The organism is Mycobacterium alsense (assembly GCF_002086635.1).
GTDB classification, from domain to species: domain Bacteria; phylum Actinomycetota; class Actinomycetes; order Mycobacteriales; family Mycobacteriaceae; genus Mycobacterium; species Mycobacterium alsense.
Genome location: NZ_MVHD01000037.1, coordinates 11,864 through 26,298, shown reverse-complemented (window position 1 = coordinate 26,298; position 14,435 = coordinate 11,864). Strand labels below are relative to the sequence as shown.

The window sequence follows — 14,435 nt, the reverse complement described above, 5'->3', positions numbered from 1 at the left end:
CATGCGCGCTACGTGGTAGCCAAGCGGTAACTAATCGGGCGCGAAAAACGATGCATAAAGGGCAGGCACACCCAGGACGCAGGGGGCAAGGGATGCAGAAAGCGGATCAGCGGTCACCGGGGGACCGCTTGGGGCAGGAGGACGGCGAGGTGCACGCCGCGATCCGGTTCGCCGTCCTCGCCGCCGCGGCGGGCGTCGGGTTCGTGATTCTGGCCGCGTTGTGGGTCAGCACCTGCCCGGGCACCGGCGTCGACACGGTGGCCTGCGGCGCGCCCCAGCGGACGATGCTGGCCTTCGGCGGGCCGCTAATCCTGCTGGCCGGCGGCCTCTGGTCGTTTCTTCGCACCTACCGCGTGTGGAAGGCGCACGGCACCTGGTGGGGGTGGCACGGCGCGGGCTGGTTCCTGTTGACGCTGATGGTGGTGACGCTCGGCCTCGCCGCGGCGCCCATCGCCGGCTCGGCGTTGGCCCTGTGAGTCGTCAGGGGTGTGCTAACGCGCTCTAATGCGCTCTAACGCGTGGTCGGCTCTTTGCTGGCGGCGTGCTCGCGCGCCGCGTTGTCGGCGTCCGCGTGAGCGCCATCGGCGCCCCACCGCGCGTCGATGGCGCTCACGCGGCGATTCTCCATCACGAACCACAGGGCCGCGGCGATGATGCCGAGCACCGCGACCAGGACGGTCGTGGCGAGCCACTCGTAGTGCCCGTAGGCGGCGGCGGCCGTCGTGCTGATCATCCCGGCCACCGAGACGGCCATCAGGATGAACCCCGGCCAGTAGAGGTTGTCCTTCATCGAGAAGCCGGCGTGCGGCTGCGTGGTCCGGTAATGATCCGTCGGATCGCGATGTCTGTCGCCCATCACCCTCCCTGTCTCGTCGGACGGGACAACAAAATCCTACCCACTCGCCCGAGCCTGCGGAACTCGCAACTTTGCCCGCTGACCAGCGGCTCCGTCAGTTCGCGTCGGCCGGCTCGCGCACCAGCGCCTCGGGTAGCGCGATCGCCCCCACCGTCGTCACGAGCCACACCACGATCGTTGCTGCGAGCCAGGACTCAACGCCGTGGATGGACAGCCCATGGGTCAATTTCGAGGCCAGAGCCAGCGCCACGAGGGTCAACACCAGGCCGGCGGCACCGAGCAGCAGCGACGCGTAGGCACGGGGCAATCTCAGGATGAACAGTGCCAGGGTCGCCTGCGCCACGGAGAACAACACCACGGCGACGACGAACCCCGACGCCGACACCGACACACCGGGCACGACCCAGGCCGCCACCAGCAGTCCGATGGCCCACGGTGCCAGCAGCACAACCGCCCGCAACATGGTTTGCTTCATGACGTCAAGTCTAGGTCTCGACGGCCCCGTCTTCCTGGGTTATTCGCCGCGTCAAGTGGGTATCAGCTTTAGACCATGATGAGAGTCTTATATGTTTCGCTAGCGAATCAGCGTGAGAGGCCCACCCACTTCGGGAGCCATACCCGGCGGCCAGCGTGACCAACCGACTGGAACCCACGGTCGATGGCGGCCCGCGGAGCAGTAGTACTGTCAATCGGACGTTGCCGGGAGACCAAATGACCGATGCGGGATTGCGCGCCAACCGGCGTCAGCGCGGCCACCGGGCCGTGGAACTGCACGTAGCCGCGCGCCTCGAGAACCTCGCGATGCTGCGCACGCTGGTGGGCGCCATCGGCACCTTCGAGGACCTGGATTTCGACGCGGTCGCCGACCTGCGGCTCGCGGTCGACGAGGTGTGCACCCGGTTGATCCGCTCGGCCACCCCGGACGCGACCCTGGTCGTCGTGGTCGACCCGCACGACGACGAACTGGTCGTGGAGGCCTCCGCTGCGTGCGAGACCCACGACGTGGTGGCGCCCGGCAGCTTCAGCTGGCATGTGCTGACCTCGCTGGCCGACGACGTCCAGACGTTCCATGACGGTCGCGAGCCCAATGCAACCGGCAGTGTCTTCGGTATCACGCTGACGGCGCGACGGGCGGCCTCTAGCAGGTGAGCTCCCGAGCTTCCGGCAGTTCGACGTCACGCCCGAACGAATACGCCGATGTCCCGGACATGTTTCGTGAGTTGGCGACCGTGGCCGCCGACTCGATGGAATTCCATCGCCAACGGGACAAGATCGTGGAGCGGTGCCTGCCGCTGGCCGATCACATCGCCCGCCGCTTCGAGGGCCGCGGCGAACCGCGCGACGACCTGGTCCAGGTGGCGCGGGTCGGACTCGTCAACGCGGTGGTCCGCTTCGACGTCGAAACCGGTTCGGACTTCGTGTCGTTCGCGGTGCCCACGATCATGGGCGAGGTCCGCCGTCACTTCCGCGACAACAGCTGGTCGGTCAAGGTTCCGCGGCGCCTGAAGGAACTGCACCTGCGGCTGGGCGCCGCGACGGCGGACCTGTCGCAGCGGCTCGGGCGGGCGCCCACCGCCACCGAACTCGCCGCCGAACTCGGCATGGAGCGCGACGAGGTCGTCGAGGGCTTGGTGGCCGGCAGCTCCTACAACACGCTGTCCATCGACACCGGTGGCGGCAGCGACGACGACGATGCCCGCGCGATCTCCGACACCCTGGGCGACGTGGACGCCGGCCTCGATCGCATCGAGGACCGCGAGGCGTTGCGCCCCTTGCTGGAGGCGCTGCCCGAGCGCGAGCGAATGGTGTTGGTGCTCAGGTTCTTTGAATCGATGACCCAGACCCAGATCGCCGAGCGGGTCGGCATCTCACAGATGCACGTCTCCCGGCTGCTGGCGAAGTCGCTCGCGCGGCTGCGGGACCAGCTGCAGTAGCGGTCGCGACTCGTCGCCGCCGGCCCGGGCCGACCTCAGCAGCGGCTCCGCGCGCGGCGTCGTCACCGGCAGGGTGCCGTCGGGATCGCAGATCCCCAGCAACCGCGACACCGCCGGGCTGGGCACCATGGCCCAGTTGGCCTGGGCCGCCGAGCACGCGACGTTGATTCGGTGCAGGGCCGAAAAGCCGGCCGTGCCAATGAATTCCAGGTCGCGCAGGTCCAGGATCACCCGCCGGGAGCGCCGGATGGTGCGTTGCACGTAGTCGTCGAGCTGATCGGCGTTGGCGGCGTCGAGCTCGCCGTGGACGGTGATCACCGAGCCCTTCGGGCCCCAGCGCGCAGTGAACTGCGCGGTGCGGCTTTGTTGCCAAGATTGAGCCACAGACATGCTTGTCTCCATCGTCGGGAGGGTCGTGCTGTGGATGACATCGGGTGACGAGCGGTGCCGATCGAACGGGGAGTTCGCCGTCGCCTTTCAGCACGTCTCCGACGTTATCCGGGCGGCTGTGAACTCAACCTGAACTGAACCCTACCCGCGGTGGGCGGGACCGACAACCGATTGCCCGGCTATTTGATCTCGGCGAGAACGGTGCCCTGGGTGATGGCCGCGCCCGGCTCGACCGCCAGCCCGGTGATGGTGCCGTCCTTGTGCGCGGTGACCGGGTTCTCCATCTTCATCGCCTCGAGGACGACCACCAGGTCGCCGGCGGAGACTCCCTGGCCCTCCTCGACCGCGACCTTGACGACGGTGCCCTGCATGGGCGCGGTCACCGCGTCGCCGGAAGTTGCCGCGCCGCCGTGCGATCCGCGCTTGCGCGGCTTGGGCTTCTTGCGAATCACCCCGGCATCGCCGCCGCCGGCGCCGTTTGCCAGCGCCAAATCACCGGGCAGCGACACCTCGAGCCGGCGGCCGCCGACCTCGACGACCACCTTCTGCCGCGGCCGGGCCTCCGCTTCGTCGTCGAGGGGCTCGCCGCCGGTGAACGGTTCGATGGTGTTGTCCCACTCGGTCTCGATCCAGCGGGTGTGCACCGAGAAGCCGTCATCGTCGCCGATGAACGCCGGGTCGGACACCACGGCGCGGTGGAACGGGATCACGGTGGCCAGGCCCTCGACCTCGAACTCGGCCAGGGCGCGCCGGGCGCGCGCCAGCGCCTCGGTGCGGTCGGCGCCGTGCACGATCAGCTTGGCCAGCATGGAGTCGAACTGACCGCCGATCACCGAGCCGGTCTCGACGCCGGAGTCCAGCCGGACACCGGGACCGGTGGGCGGGTGGAACTTGGTAACCGGCCCGGGCGCGGGCAGAAAGCCCCGCCCCGCGTCCTCGCCGTTGATGCGGAACTCGATGGCGTGGCCGCGCGGCGTGGGGTCCTCGGTGAGCTCCAGCTTCTCGCCGTTGGCGATCTTGAACTGCTGCAACACCAGGTCGATGCCCGCGGATTCCTCGGTGACGGGGTGTTCGACCTGCAGGCGGGTGTTGACCTCCAGGAACGAGATCAGGCCGTCCTGCCCGACCAGGTACTCGACGGTACCCGCGCCGTAGTAGTGGGCCTCCTTGCAGATCCGCTTGGCCGACTCGTGGATCTCCTTGCGCTGCGCGTCGGTCAGAAACGGCGCCGGCGCCTCCTCCACGAGCTTCTGGAAGCGGCGCTGCAGCGAGCAGTCGCGGGTGCCGGCGACGACGACGTTGCCGTGCTGGTCGGCGATCACCTGCGCCTCGACGTGGCGGGGCTTGTCCAGGTAGCGCTCGACGAAGCATTCGCCACGGCCGAACGCCGCCACGGCCTCGCGGACCGCCGACTCGTAGAGCTCCGGAATCTCTTCGATGGTGCGCGCGACCTTCATGCCGCGCCCGCCGCCGCCGAAGGCGGCCTTGATCGCGATCGGCACGCCGTACTCCTTGGCGAAGGCCACCACCTCGTCGGCGTCCTTGACCGGGTCGGGGGTGCCCGGCACCAGCGGGGCCTGTGCGCGAGCGGCGATGTGGCGGGCGGTGACCTTGTCGCCGAGGTCGCGGATGGACTGCGGGCTCGGCCCGATCCAGATCAGGCCGGCGTCCATGACCGCCTGCGCGAAGTCGGCGTTCTCGCTCAGGAAGCCGTAGCCGGGGTGGATGGCGTTGGCGCCGGACTTCTCGGCCGCGTCGAGCAGCTTGGCGAAGTCCAGGTAGGACTCCGCGGAGGTCTGGCCGCCCAGCGCGAACGCCTCGTCGGCCAGGCGCACGTGGGGCGCGTCGGCGTCGGGCTCGGCATACACCGCCACGCTGGCCAGGCCCGCGTCGCGGGCCGCGCGGATCACCCGGACTGCGATCTCACCGCGATTGGCGACGAGCACCTTGGCGATCCTCGAGCTGGCGTGACTAGCCACTGCGCCTCCTGTTTGGCATGTGCGTCTCTGGTCTCTAAGAGATTTCTTACAAGTCTTGTCCGGGGAAGTTTAGGCGCCGCGCCGTGGGACCGGTCACTCGGTTCCCCATTCAGGCCGCCTCGCGCAATCGGCGCTTGATGCGGGCCAACATCGCCGACATGCCGCGCAGCCGCAGCGGGCTGATCAGAGCCGCCAGGCCCAGATCGGTGTAGAAATCCTCGGGCACCGCCAGGATGTCGGCGGCGGGCTGCTCGTCGAGGCCGGCGGCCAGGATCGAGGCGAAGCCGCGGGTGGTCGGCGCCTCGGCGGGCGCACTGAAGTGCAGCCGCACCCGGTTCGGGTCGCTGGCGTCGACGTGCAGGAACAGCGGCGATTGGCATTCGGGCACCGGCTCCATGGCGGACTCGGCCAGGTGCGCGGGAAGTGCCGGCAGCTCATTCGCGAATTCCAGCAGCAGCGCGAGCTTGTCCTGGCCCTGGACTTCGGCGAAGTCGGACACCACCTCGGCAAGGGGCGCGGGCAGGCTCATCGGGCGGGGACGGCCCCTGGTTCTTCGCCGGCCACGATGGGCACGCGCACGGTGTTGCCCCATTCGGTCCACGAGCCGTCGTAGTTGCGGACCCCGGGCTTGCCGAGCAGGTGGGTGAGCACGAACCAGGTGTGGCTGGACCGCTCGCCGATGCGGCAATACACGACGGTCTTGTCGTCCGGCTCGATGAACCCGTACAGCTGTTCCAGCTCGGCGCGGCCGCGGAATCGGCCGCTCTCGTCGACCGCCTTGCCCCACGGGATCGAGCGCGCGCTGGGGATGTGCCCCGCGCGCAGCGCGCCCTCCTCGGGGTAGTCGGGCATGTGCGTGCGTTTGCCCGTGTACTCCTCGGGCGAGCGCACGTCGATGAGCGGCTGGCTGCCGAGGACGGCCAGCACGTCGTCCTTGTAGGCGCGGATGGGCGCGTCGTTGCGCTGCACGACGGGGTACCCGGTCGACGTCTTGGTCGGCACGTCCAGGGTGGTCTCGCGGCGCTCGGCCAGCCACAGGTCGCGGCCGCCGTTGAGCAGGCGCACGTCGGGGTGGCCGAACAGCGTGAACACCCACAGCGCATACGCCGCCCACCAGTTGCTCTTGTCGCCGTAGATCACGACGGTGTCGTCGCGGGCGATGCCCTTGCGGTCCATCAACTCGGCGAACTGCTGGCCGTCGATGTAGTCGCGGACCCGCGGGTCGTTGAGGTCGGTGTGCCAGTCGATCTTGACCGCACCGGGGATGTGGCCGACGTCGTAGAGCAAGACGTCCTCGTCGGACTCGACGATCGCCAGGCCGGGGGCGCCCATGTTGGCGGACAGCCATTCGGCGGTGACCAGTCGTTCGGGGTGGGCGTACTCCGTCAGGGTGGGGCTTGGGTCCGGGGGTAACGACACAACTGGAGCCTACCGTTGGCGCGCAGGCGCGGTTTGTCAGTGGTTGGCGGTGCTGCGACCCGCATCGGGTGTGCGGCCTGGGTTTCGGCGGTGACCTCAGGGCTTCGGCCGGGCACCCTGGGCGGGAAAAATCGCCGGATCGACGCCGTGGCTTCACACCGAAGGCTCGGGGCTGGCCGCCCACAGCGCGGCCACCGACAGCCCCGCCCGCGCCAACAGCGAACGCAGCAGCGGCAGGCTCACGCCGATCACGTTGGACGGATCGCCGTCGATCCCGTCGACGAACCAGCCGCCGAGCCCGTCGAGCGTGAAGCCCCCGGCTACCTTCAGCGGCTCGCCGCTGGCGACGTACGCCCGCAGGTCCGCATCGCTGGGCGTGGCGAAATGCACTGTGGTGCAGCTTGATTGGACCTCGCGGTGGGTGACGGTGCCGTCGCGCAGGCGCAGCAGGCTGTGCCCGGTGTGCAGCCGGCCGGACCGGCCGCCGAGCAGCCGCCACTGGTCCAGGGCGGCTTCGGCGGATTGCGGCTTCCCGCACAGCCGTCCGTCGATGTGCAGTATCGAATCACAGCCCAGCACAACGCAATCCGTGGCGATCCGGGATTCCAGCATGCCGGTGACGGCGTCGGCCTTGGCCGCCGCCAGCGCGCACACCACCTCGGCAGGTTCGGCCTGCGGGCCCAGGCCCGCGGTGATCCGCTCCTCGTCGACGCCGGACACCACGACCACCGGCTCGACGCCGGCCTGGCGCAGCACCTTGAGGCGGCCCGGGGAAGCCGACCCCAGCACCAGGCGGGTCACTGCTTCATGTGCGTCATCTGCTGCATGGTGAGGCGCTGGTAGTTGGACATCGCGTAGCGCAGCCGGTCCACCGGCAGCCCCCACCGGGTGCGCTCCGGCTGGGCCGGCTCCGCGGCGGCGCGACCGGCGCAGCCCAGCACGGCGACCAGCGCGGCCACCTCGTCGTCGGTTGGGTGTCCCTTGAGGATGTGGATGTGTGGCTCGTGCGGCTGGCCGGCCGCGGCGGTCTCGTCGCTCACAGGGCCCGACCCGTTGCTCTCGTTCCCGTCACTCACTCGACTCACAGGGTCCGATTCGTTCGTCTCGTTCCCGTCACTCACTCGACTCACAGCGGAATGTTCCCGTGCTTCTTGGGCGGCAGGTGGGCGATCTTGCGCTCCAGCAGGCGCAGCGCCGTGCCGATGTAGCCGCGGGTGTGCGACGGCGGGATCACGGCGTCGACGTACCCGCGCTCGGCGGCGACATAGGGGTTGACGAGGGTGTCCTCGTACTCCTGCTGCAGCTGCAGCCGCAGCGCCTCGACGTCCTCGCCCCGCTCGGCCGCCTCCTTGAGCTTCTGCCGGTACACGAACCCGACCGCACCGGAGGCGCCCATCACCGCGATCTGGGCCGTCGGCCAGGCCAGGTTGACGTCGCAGCCCATGTCCTTGGAACCCATGACGCAGTAGGCGCCGCCGTAGGCCTTGCGGGTGATGACCGTGATCTTCGGGACGGTCGCCTCGCCGTAGGCGAACAGCAGCTTGGCCCCGCGCCGGATGATGCCGTTGTACTCCTGGCCGGTGCCGGGCAAAAAGCCCGGAACGTCGACCAGCATGACGATCGGGATGTTGAAGCAGTCGCAGGTCCGCACGAAGCGGGCCGCCTTCTCCGAGGCGTTGATGTCCAGACAGCCGGCGAAATGGGTCGGCTGGTTGGCCACGATCCCCACCGGCCTGCCCTCGATGCGGCCGAACCCGACGACGATGTTCTGCGCGTAGCCGCCCTGGATTTCCAGGAACTCGTCGTCGTCGAGGATGCGGGTGATCACCTCGTGCATGTCGTAGGGCTGGTTGGGGGAGTCCGGGATCAGGGTGTCCAGCTCGAGGTCCTCGTCGGTGAGGTTGTCCTCGATGGCGCCCGGTGGGTGCGGCTCGGCGTAGCGGGGCGCGTCGGTGGCGTTGTTGGGCGGCAGGTAGCTCAGCAGGTCGCGCACCCAGTCGAAGGCGTCCTGCTCGCCGGACGCGACGTAGTGCAGGGTGCCCGACTTGGCCATGTGGGTGTGGGCGCCGCCGAGCTCCTCCATGGTGACGTCCTCGCCGGTGACCGTCTTGATGACGTCGGGCCCGGTGATGAACATCTGGCTGGTCTGGTCGACCATCACCACGAAGTCGGTCAGCGCGGGGGAGTACACGTGCCCGCCGGCGGCCGCACCCATGATCAGCGAGATCTGCGGGATGACGCCGGAGGCCAGGATGTTGTTGCGGAAGATGCGGCTGTAGAGGCCCAGCGAGACGACGCCCTCCTGGATGCGCGCGCCCGCGCCGTCGTTGATGCCGATCAGCGGGCGGCCGGTCTTGACCGCCAGCTCCTGCACCTTGACGATCTTTTCGCCGTAGACCTCGCCGAGGCTGCCGCCGAACACCGTGGCGTCCTGGCTGAAGATGCACACGTCGCGGCCGTCGATGGTGCCGTAGCCGGTGATCACGCCGTCGCCGAGCGGGCGGTTGTTTTCCAGCCCGAAGTTGGTGCTGCGGTGCTTGGCCAGCGCGTCGAGCTCCACGAACGAGTCCTCGTCCAGCAGGGCGAGGACGCGTTCGCGCGCCGTCAGCTTCCCCTTGGCGTGCACCTTCTCGACCGCGGTCTCACCGACCGGGTGCAGCGATTCCTCGCGCCGCTTGTGCAGTTCGGCCAGCTTTCCGGCGGTGGTGTGGATGTCCACGGTGTGCTCGGCGGCCGGCTCGGCCGTGTGATCGGTAACGCTCGTCATGGAACCCGATGTTATCGGCAGCCCCGGCGGCGGGGTTTTAGGCTGGGCGATCATGGACACCGATGGGCTCCAGGCGCCCCTGGACCCGGCGGGGTTGCGCGCCGAGTTGATCGGGACCGGGCTGGGCTGGCGCCGGCTCGACGTCGTCGAGCGGACCGGCTCCACCAACGCCGACCTGCTGGCGCGCGCCGCCGCGGGGGAAGACATCGCCGGCGCGGTGCTGATCGCCGAGCACCAGACGGCCGGGCGCGGACGCCACGGTCGCGGCTGGTCGGCCACCCCACGGGCCCAGATCACGATGTCCGCCGGTGTCAGCGTCGTCGACGTGCCCACCGAGGGCTGGGGCTGGCTGTCGCTGGCCGCCGGGGTCGCGATCGTCGACGCGGTCAACCCGCTGCTCGAGGTGACCGGACGCGGGGCGGGCCTCAAGTGGCCCAACGACGTGCTGGCCGACGGGCGCAAGCTGGCGGGCATCCTCGCCGAGGTGTCACGACCGGTCGTGGTAATCGGCTTGGGCCTCAACGTGTTTGCCGCACCCGAGGACGTCGACGGCGCGACCTCACTGGTCGACCTCGGCGTGGCGGCACCCGACCGCGGCGGGCTGGTCGGCGCGGTGCTGCGGGAGCTCGGCCGGCGGATCGTGGCCTGGCGCGCGGCGCGCGGGGCCGACTGGGCGCTGGCCGCCGACTACCGGGCGCGCAGCCTGACCATCGGCACCCGCGTGCGCGCCGAGCTGCCCGGCGGCAAAGAGGTCGTCGGGACCGCCAACGCCATCGACGACCACGGCAGGCTGTGCGTGGAGACCGGGACCGAAACCGTCGTCGTTTCGGCCGGTGACGTGGTGCATTTGCGGTAACTTCGGGCGGGTGAGCTATCCGGATAATGCCCTGGCCGCGGGCGAGCAGGTCGTCCTGCACCGCCATCCCCACTGGAAGGGTTTGATCGGGCCCGTCGTCGTCCTCGTGCTGGTCACCGCGCTGGCCGCATTCGGCTCGGGCTACCTCAACTCGACGCACTGGTCGCAGGTCGCCAAAAACGTTCTGCACGGCGTTATCTGGGCGATCTGGCTGGTGATCGTCGGCTGGCGCACGCTGTGGCCGTTCTTGAACTGGCTCACCACGCATTTCGTCGTCACCAGCCGCCGGGTGATGTACCGGCACGGGGTGCTGACCCGCAGCGGCATCGACATTCCGCTGGCGCGGATCAACAGCGTGGAATTCCGGGATCGGGTGTGGGAGAGGATGTTTCGCACGGGGACGCTCGTCATCGAGTCGGCGTCACAAGATCCGTTGTCGTTCCCCGACATCCCGCGCCTGCGCGAGGTGCAGGCGCTGCTGTATCACGAGGTCTTCGACACCCTCGGCTCCGCCGGACCCGACGCGTCGCCGAGCTGACGCTCACGGCTCAACTCCGCGCGGCGGGTCCTGTTGCGCCAGGCGCGCAACAGCGTGACGTTGCTGGGTTGTGCGTCGTCCCCGAAGGCGTCCTCGAAGACTTCGGCGATGCCGCCCGCGGTCAGCGCCGATTCCAGCGCCTTGTCGGGGTTGCGCGCGAACTGGTCGGGGAACACCCAGCGCCGGAAGGCCCAGAACCGGAAGGCCATCTGCAACAGGTTGCCGATGATGTAGGCCGAGATGAAGTCGGCGATGTTCTCCACGGTCAGCGACACCGTCGGCACGCGCAGCTGCAGGACGTAGCTCGAGATCCACAGCGGCGCCATGGACAGCAGCACCCCCACGCCGCTGAACGCGAAGAACAGCAGCGCCTCGTGATGGCGCTCGCGGCCTCCGCGGTCGCGGAAGCTCCACTCCCGGTTCAACACGTAGGACGCGATCACCGCGACGATGCCCGCGATGACCTTGGCGGTCACCGGCTTGGGCTCGAGAATCGTCAGCTTCAGCGTGTAGAAAATCGCGGAGTCGATAACGAACGTCGTGCCGCCGACGATGGCGAATTTGATCAGTTCGTGGTGGCGCTGCGCATACGGCTGAACGACCCGCGGCAAACGCGCGATTGTGGCTTCGGCGAAGGACACAACCCGTCAGTGTACGGACGGACACAAAAACGACGCAAAAAGTTACCCGGCGAATCGGCGTCGCACCCGGTCATGGCGCCCGTAGCGCCCGCACCGCCCCACGGCCGCGGACCGTGACACGATGATGGCCGTGCCGAGTACACGCCCAGTGGTCGCCATGGTCGGCGGCGGCCAACTCGCCAGGATGACCCACCAGGCCGCGATCGCGCTGGGCCAGACGCTGCGGGTGCTCGCCGGCGCGCCCGACGAGTCGGCCGCCCAGGTCTCCCCGGACGTGGTGATCGGCTCGCACACCGACCTCGAGGACCTGCGCCGGGTGGCGGCCGGGGCCGACGTGCTGACGTTCGACCACGAGCACGTGCCCGCCGACCTGCTCGAGAAGCTGGTCGCCGAGGGCGTGAAGGTGGCGCCGCCGCCGCAGGCCCTGCTGCACGCCCAGGACAAGCTGGTGATGCGACGCCGGCTGGAGGAGCTGGGCGCGCCGGTGCCCCGCTACGCCGGCATCGGCACTCCGGAGGAGCTGGAAGCCTTCGCCGCGCGGGTGGGCGGTCCGGTGGTCGTGAAGGCGGTCCGCGGCGGTTACGACGGGCGCGGGGTGCGGATGGCCCGCGACCCCTCGCACGCCCGCGAGATCGCGGCCTCCTTCCTGGCCGACGGGGTGCCGGTGATGGCCGAGGAGGAGGTCAACCTGCGCCGCGAGCTGTCGGCGCTGGTGGCGCGCTCGCCCTTCGGGCAGGGCGCGGCGTGGCCGATCGTCGAGACGGTGCAGGCCGACGGGATCTGCGTGCAGGTGATCGCCCCCGCTCCGGCGCTCCCCGACGACGTCGCCTCGGCGGCCCAGCGGCTCGCGCTGCGGCTGGCCGCCGAGCTGGGCGTGGTCGGGGTGCTGGCCGTCGAGCTGTTCGAAACGGCCGACGGAGCGCTGTTGGTCAACGAGCTCGCGATGCGGCCGCACAACTCCGGGCACTGGACCATGGACGGGGCGCGCACCAGCCAGTTCGAGCAGCACCTGCGCGCGGTGCTGGACTATCCGCTCGGCAGCACCGACGCGCTCGCCCCGCTGACCGTGATGGCCAACGTGCTGGGCGCCCCGCAGACGCCCGCCATGACGATGGACGAGCGGCTGCACCACCTGTTGGGGCGGATGCCGGACGCCCGCGTGCACCTCTACGGCAAACTCGAGCGGCCCGGCCGCAAGATCGGGCACATCAACTTCGTCGGCACCGAGCGGGACGCCACCAACCCCGCGGGGCTGCGTGAGCGCGCCGAGCGGGCGGCACACTGGTTGTCACACGGGCGGTGGACGGACGGATGGGATCCACATGGCTAGTAGCGGGGCTCGCGTCGCGGTGATCATGGGCAGCGACAGCGACTGGTCGGTGATGTCCGACGCCGCCGACGCGCTGGCGGAATTCGACATCCCGGCCGAGGTGCGGGTGGTGTCCGCGCACCGCACCCCCGCGGCGATGTTCGACTACGCTCGCGGCGCGGCGGAGCGCGGCCTGGAGGTGATCATCGCCGGCGCCGGCGGCGCCGCGCACCTGCCCGGGATGGTCGCCGCCGCGACACCGCTGCCGGTGATCGGGGTGCCGGTGCCGCTGGCGCGGCTGGACGGCCTGGACTCCCTGCTGTCGATCGTGCAGATGCCCGCCGGCGTTCCGGTGGCGACGGTCTCGATCGGCGGCGCCCGCAACGCCGGCCTGCTGGCCGTGCGCATCCTGGCGTCCTCCGACCCGCGGCTGCGCGCGCGGATGGCCGCCTTTCAGGACGGGCTGGCCGAGACCGTGCGGGCCAAGGACGCGGCGCTGCAGGAGCGTCGGGGTAAAGTTACCGGTCAGTAGCAAGGAGACGTAGGAGGCTCACGATGGCCGGATGGGCCGGAAACCCGTCGTTCGATCTGTACCAACTGCCCGAGGAGCACCGGGAGCTGAGGGCGGCGATCCGCGCGCTGGCGGAAAAGGAGATCGCCCCCCACGCGGCCGACGTGGACGAGAACGCCCGGTTCCCGCAGGAGGCCCTGGACGCGCTGAACGCGGCGGGCTTCAACGCCGTGCACGTGCCCGAGGAGTACGGCGGGCAGGGCGCGGACTCGGTGGCGGCGTGCATCGTCATCGAGGAGGTCGCGCGGGTCGACGCGTCGGCGTCGCTGATCCCGGCGGTGAACAAGCTGGGCACCATGGGGCTGATCCTGCGGGGCGCCGACGAACTGAAGAAGCAGGTGCTGCCGCAGATCGCCGGCGGCGCGATGGCGTCGTATGCGCTGTCCGAGCGCGAGGCCGGCAGCGACGCGGCCTCCATGCGGACCCGGGCCAAGGCCGACGGGGACGACTGGATCCTCAACGGCGCCAAGTGCTGGATCACCAACGGCGGCCAGTCGAGCTGGTACACGGTGATGGCGGTGACCGACCCGGACAAGGGCGCCAACGGCATCTCGTCGTTCATGGTGCACCGCGACGACGAGGGGTTCACCGTCGGTCCCAAGGAGAAGAAGCTCGGCATCAAGGGCTCGCCGACCACCGAGCTGTACTTCGAGAACTGCCGCATCCCGGGCGACCGGATCATCGGCGAACCGGGCACCGGCTTCAAGACCGCGCTGGCGACCCTCGACCACACCCGGCCCACCATCGGGGCCCAGGCCGTGGGCATCGCGCAGGGCGCGCTGGACGCCGCGATCGCCTACACCAAGGACCGCAAGCAGTTCGGCGAGTCGATCAGCAGCTTCCAGGCGGTGCAGTTCATGCTGGCCGACATGGCGATGAAGGTCGAAGCCGCGCGGATGCTGGTCTACCAGGCCGCCGCCCGCGCCGAGCGCGGCGAGGGCGACCTCGGCTTCATCTCGGCGGCGTCGAAGTGCTTCGCGTCCGACGTCGCGATGGAGGTGACCACCGACGCCGTGCAACTGTTCGGCGGCGCGGGCTACACCACCGACTTCCCCGTGGAGCGGATGATGCGCGACGCCAAGATCACCCAGATCTACGAGGGCACTAACCAGATTCAGCGCGTGGTGATGTCGCGGGCGTTGTTGCGCTGAGCGGTCGCGCTCGACACCAGCGTG

General features: G+C 69.8%; 18 protein-coding genes. 8 read left to right on the top strand and 10 right to left on the bottom strand.

The features are described 5' to 3' along the window. The first annotated feature begins 92 nt into the window (after nucleotides 1-92). Nucleotides 93-476 carry a hypothetical protein gene (locus BST11_RS18795; protein WP_067318980.1) on the top strand — a complete coding sequence of 128 codons (384 nt, stop codon included), beginning with the start codon at nucleotides 93-95 and terminating at the stop codon, nucleotides 474-476. A gap of 35 nt (nucleotides 477-511) precedes the next feature. Here BST11_RS18795 and usfY read toward each other — a convergent pair whose 3' ends face one another. Both usfY and BST11_RS18785 read right to left on the bottom strand, forming a co-directional pair. Next, the gene (gene usfY / locus BST11_RS18790) at nucleotides 512-856 is read right to left on the bottom strand and encodes a protein UsfY (RefSeq protein WP_083139397.1); all 345 of its coding nucleotides are present in this window, start codon (nucleotides 854-856) and stop codon (nucleotides 512-514) included. A 94-nt stretch (nucleotides 857-950) separates the two neighbouring features. Beyond that, on the bottom strand, nucleotides 951-1,331 hold the full coding sequence (locus BST11_RS18785) for a phage holin family protein (protein WP_083139396.1): 381 nt from the start codon (nucleotides 1,329-1,331) through the stop codon (nucleotides 951-953). 236 nt (nucleotides 1,332-1,567) lie between these two features. Between BST11_RS18785 and BST11_RS18780 the strand changes: the two genes are divergently transcribed. After that, on the top strand, nucleotides 1,568-2,005 hold the full coding sequence (locus BST11_RS18780; RefSeq protein ID WP_068214715.1) for an ATP-binding protein: 438 nt from the start codon (nucleotides 1,568-1,570) through the stop codon (nucleotides 2,003-2,005). Next, nucleotides 2,002-2,790 (top strand): RNA polymerase sigma factor SigF, encoded by a 789-nt coding sequence (locus BST11_RS18775; protein ID WP_083139395.1) that lies wholly within the window; start codon nucleotides 2,002-2,004, stop codon nucleotides 2,788-2,790. Before BST11_RS18780 ends, BST11_RS18775 begins: the two co-directional genes overlap by 4 nt. On the opposite strand, the gene BST11_RS18770 is transcribed toward BST11_RS18775, so the two are convergent. From BST11_RS18770 to BST11_RS18740, 7 genes are all read right to left on the bottom strand, one after another. Continuing rightward, on the bottom strand, nucleotides 2,725-3,192 hold the full coding sequence (locus BST11_RS18770; RefSeq protein WP_083139394.1) for an STAS domain-containing protein: 468 nt from the start codon (nucleotides 3,190-3,192) through the stop codon (nucleotides 2,725-2,727). The two genes, BST11_RS18775 and BST11_RS18770, sit on opposite strands and share 66 nt — an antisense overlap. Nucleotides 3,193-3,359: 167 nt before the next feature. Continuing rightward, complete coding sequence (locus tag BST11_RS18765; protein WP_083139393.1) at nucleotides 3,360-5,159, bottom strand: acetyl/propionyl/methylcrotonyl-CoA carboxylase subunit alpha; 1,800 nt, start codon at nucleotides 5,157-5,159, stop codon at nucleotides 3,360-3,362. A gap of 109 nt (nucleotides 5,160-5,268) precedes the next feature. Next, nucleotides 5,269-5,688, bottom strand: coding sequence for a SufE family protein (locus BST11_RS18760; protein ID WP_083139392.1), 420 nt, complete (start codon nucleotides 5,686-5,688; stop codon nucleotides 5,269-5,271). Further along, entirely contained in the window at nucleotides 5,685-6,578 is an 894-nt protein-coding gene (locus tag BST11_RS18755) for a sulfurtransferase (protein WP_083139391.1), read from the bottom strand. Before BST11_RS18755 ends, BST11_RS18760 begins: the two co-directional genes overlap by 4 nt. Nucleotides 6,579-6,731: 153 nt before the next feature. Beyond that, the gene (locus BST11_RS18750; protein WP_083139390.1) at nucleotides 6,732-7,379 is read right to left on the bottom strand and encodes a Maf family protein; all 648 of its coding nucleotides are present in this window, start codon (nucleotides 7,377-7,379) and stop codon (nucleotides 6,732-6,734) included. Next, complete coding sequence (locus tag BST11_RS18745) at nucleotides 7,376-7,618, bottom strand: acyl-CoA carboxylase subunit epsilon (protein WP_240492021.1); 243 nt, start codon at nucleotides 7,616-7,618, stop codon at nucleotides 7,376-7,378. Before BST11_RS18745 ends, BST11_RS18750 begins: the two co-directional genes overlap by 4 nt. 86 nt (nucleotides 7,619-7,704) lie before the next feature. Then, entirely contained in the window at nucleotides 7,705-9,345 is a 1,641-nt protein-coding gene (locus BST11_RS18740) for an acyl-CoA carboxylase subunit beta (protein WP_083139388.1), read from the bottom strand. A 49-nt stretch (nucleotides 9,346-9,394) separates the two neighbouring features. Between BST11_RS18740 and BST11_RS18735 the strand changes: the two genes are divergently transcribed. Beyond that, complete coding sequence (locus BST11_RS18735) at nucleotides 9,395-10,201, top strand: biotin--[acetyl-CoA-carboxylase] ligase (RefSeq protein ID WP_083139423.1); 807 nt, start codon at nucleotides 9,395-9,397, stop codon at nucleotides 10,199-10,201. A 10-nt stretch (nucleotides 10,202-10,211) separates the two neighbouring features. Then, nucleotides 10,212-10,739 (top strand): PH domain-containing protein, encoded by a 528-nt coding sequence (locus BST11_RS18730; RefSeq protein ID WP_083139387.1) that lies wholly within the window; start codon nucleotides 10,212-10,214, stop codon nucleotides 10,737-10,739. Here the strand turns inward: BST11_RS18730 and BST11_RS18725 are convergent. Continuing rightward, nucleotides 10,685-11,380 carry a GtrA family protein gene (locus BST11_RS18725; RefSeq protein WP_083139386.1) on the bottom strand — a complete coding sequence of 232 codons (696 nt, stop codon included), beginning with the start codon at nucleotides 11,378-11,380 and terminating at the stop codon, nucleotides 10,685-10,687. The two genes, BST11_RS18730 and BST11_RS18725, sit on opposite strands and share 55 nt — an antisense overlap. A gap of 121 nt (nucleotides 11,381-11,501) precedes the next feature. On the opposite strand from BST11_RS18725, the gene BST11_RS18720 reads away from it, so the two are divergent. Genes BST11_RS18720 through BST11_RS18710 form a run of 3 tightly spaced genes read left to right on the top strand, consistent with a single transcriptional unit; the run spans nucleotide 11,502 to nucleotide 14,411 of the window. Next, a complete protein-coding gene (locus BST11_RS18720) occupies nucleotides 11,502-12,710 on the top strand; it encodes a 5-(carboxyamino)imidazole ribonucleotide synthase (RefSeq protein ID WP_083139385.1) in 1,209 nt (402 codons plus the stop codon). Beyond that, a complete protein-coding gene (purE, locus tag BST11_RS18715) occupies nucleotides 12,703-13,221 on the top strand; it encodes a 5-(carboxyamino)imidazole ribonucleotide mutase (protein WP_083139384.1) in 519 nt (172 codons plus the stop codon). The genes BST11_RS18720 and purE overlap by 8 nt, the downstream gene beginning before the upstream one ends. A gap of 23 nt (nucleotides 13,222-13,244) precedes the next feature. Beyond that, the gene (locus BST11_RS18710) at nucleotides 13,245-14,411 is read left to right on the top strand and encodes an acyl-CoA dehydrogenase (RefSeq protein WP_083139383.1); all 1,167 of its coding nucleotides are present in this window, start codon (nucleotides 13,245-13,247) and stop codon (nucleotides 14,409-14,411) included. Nucleotides 14,412-14,435 lie beyond the last annotated feature (24 nt).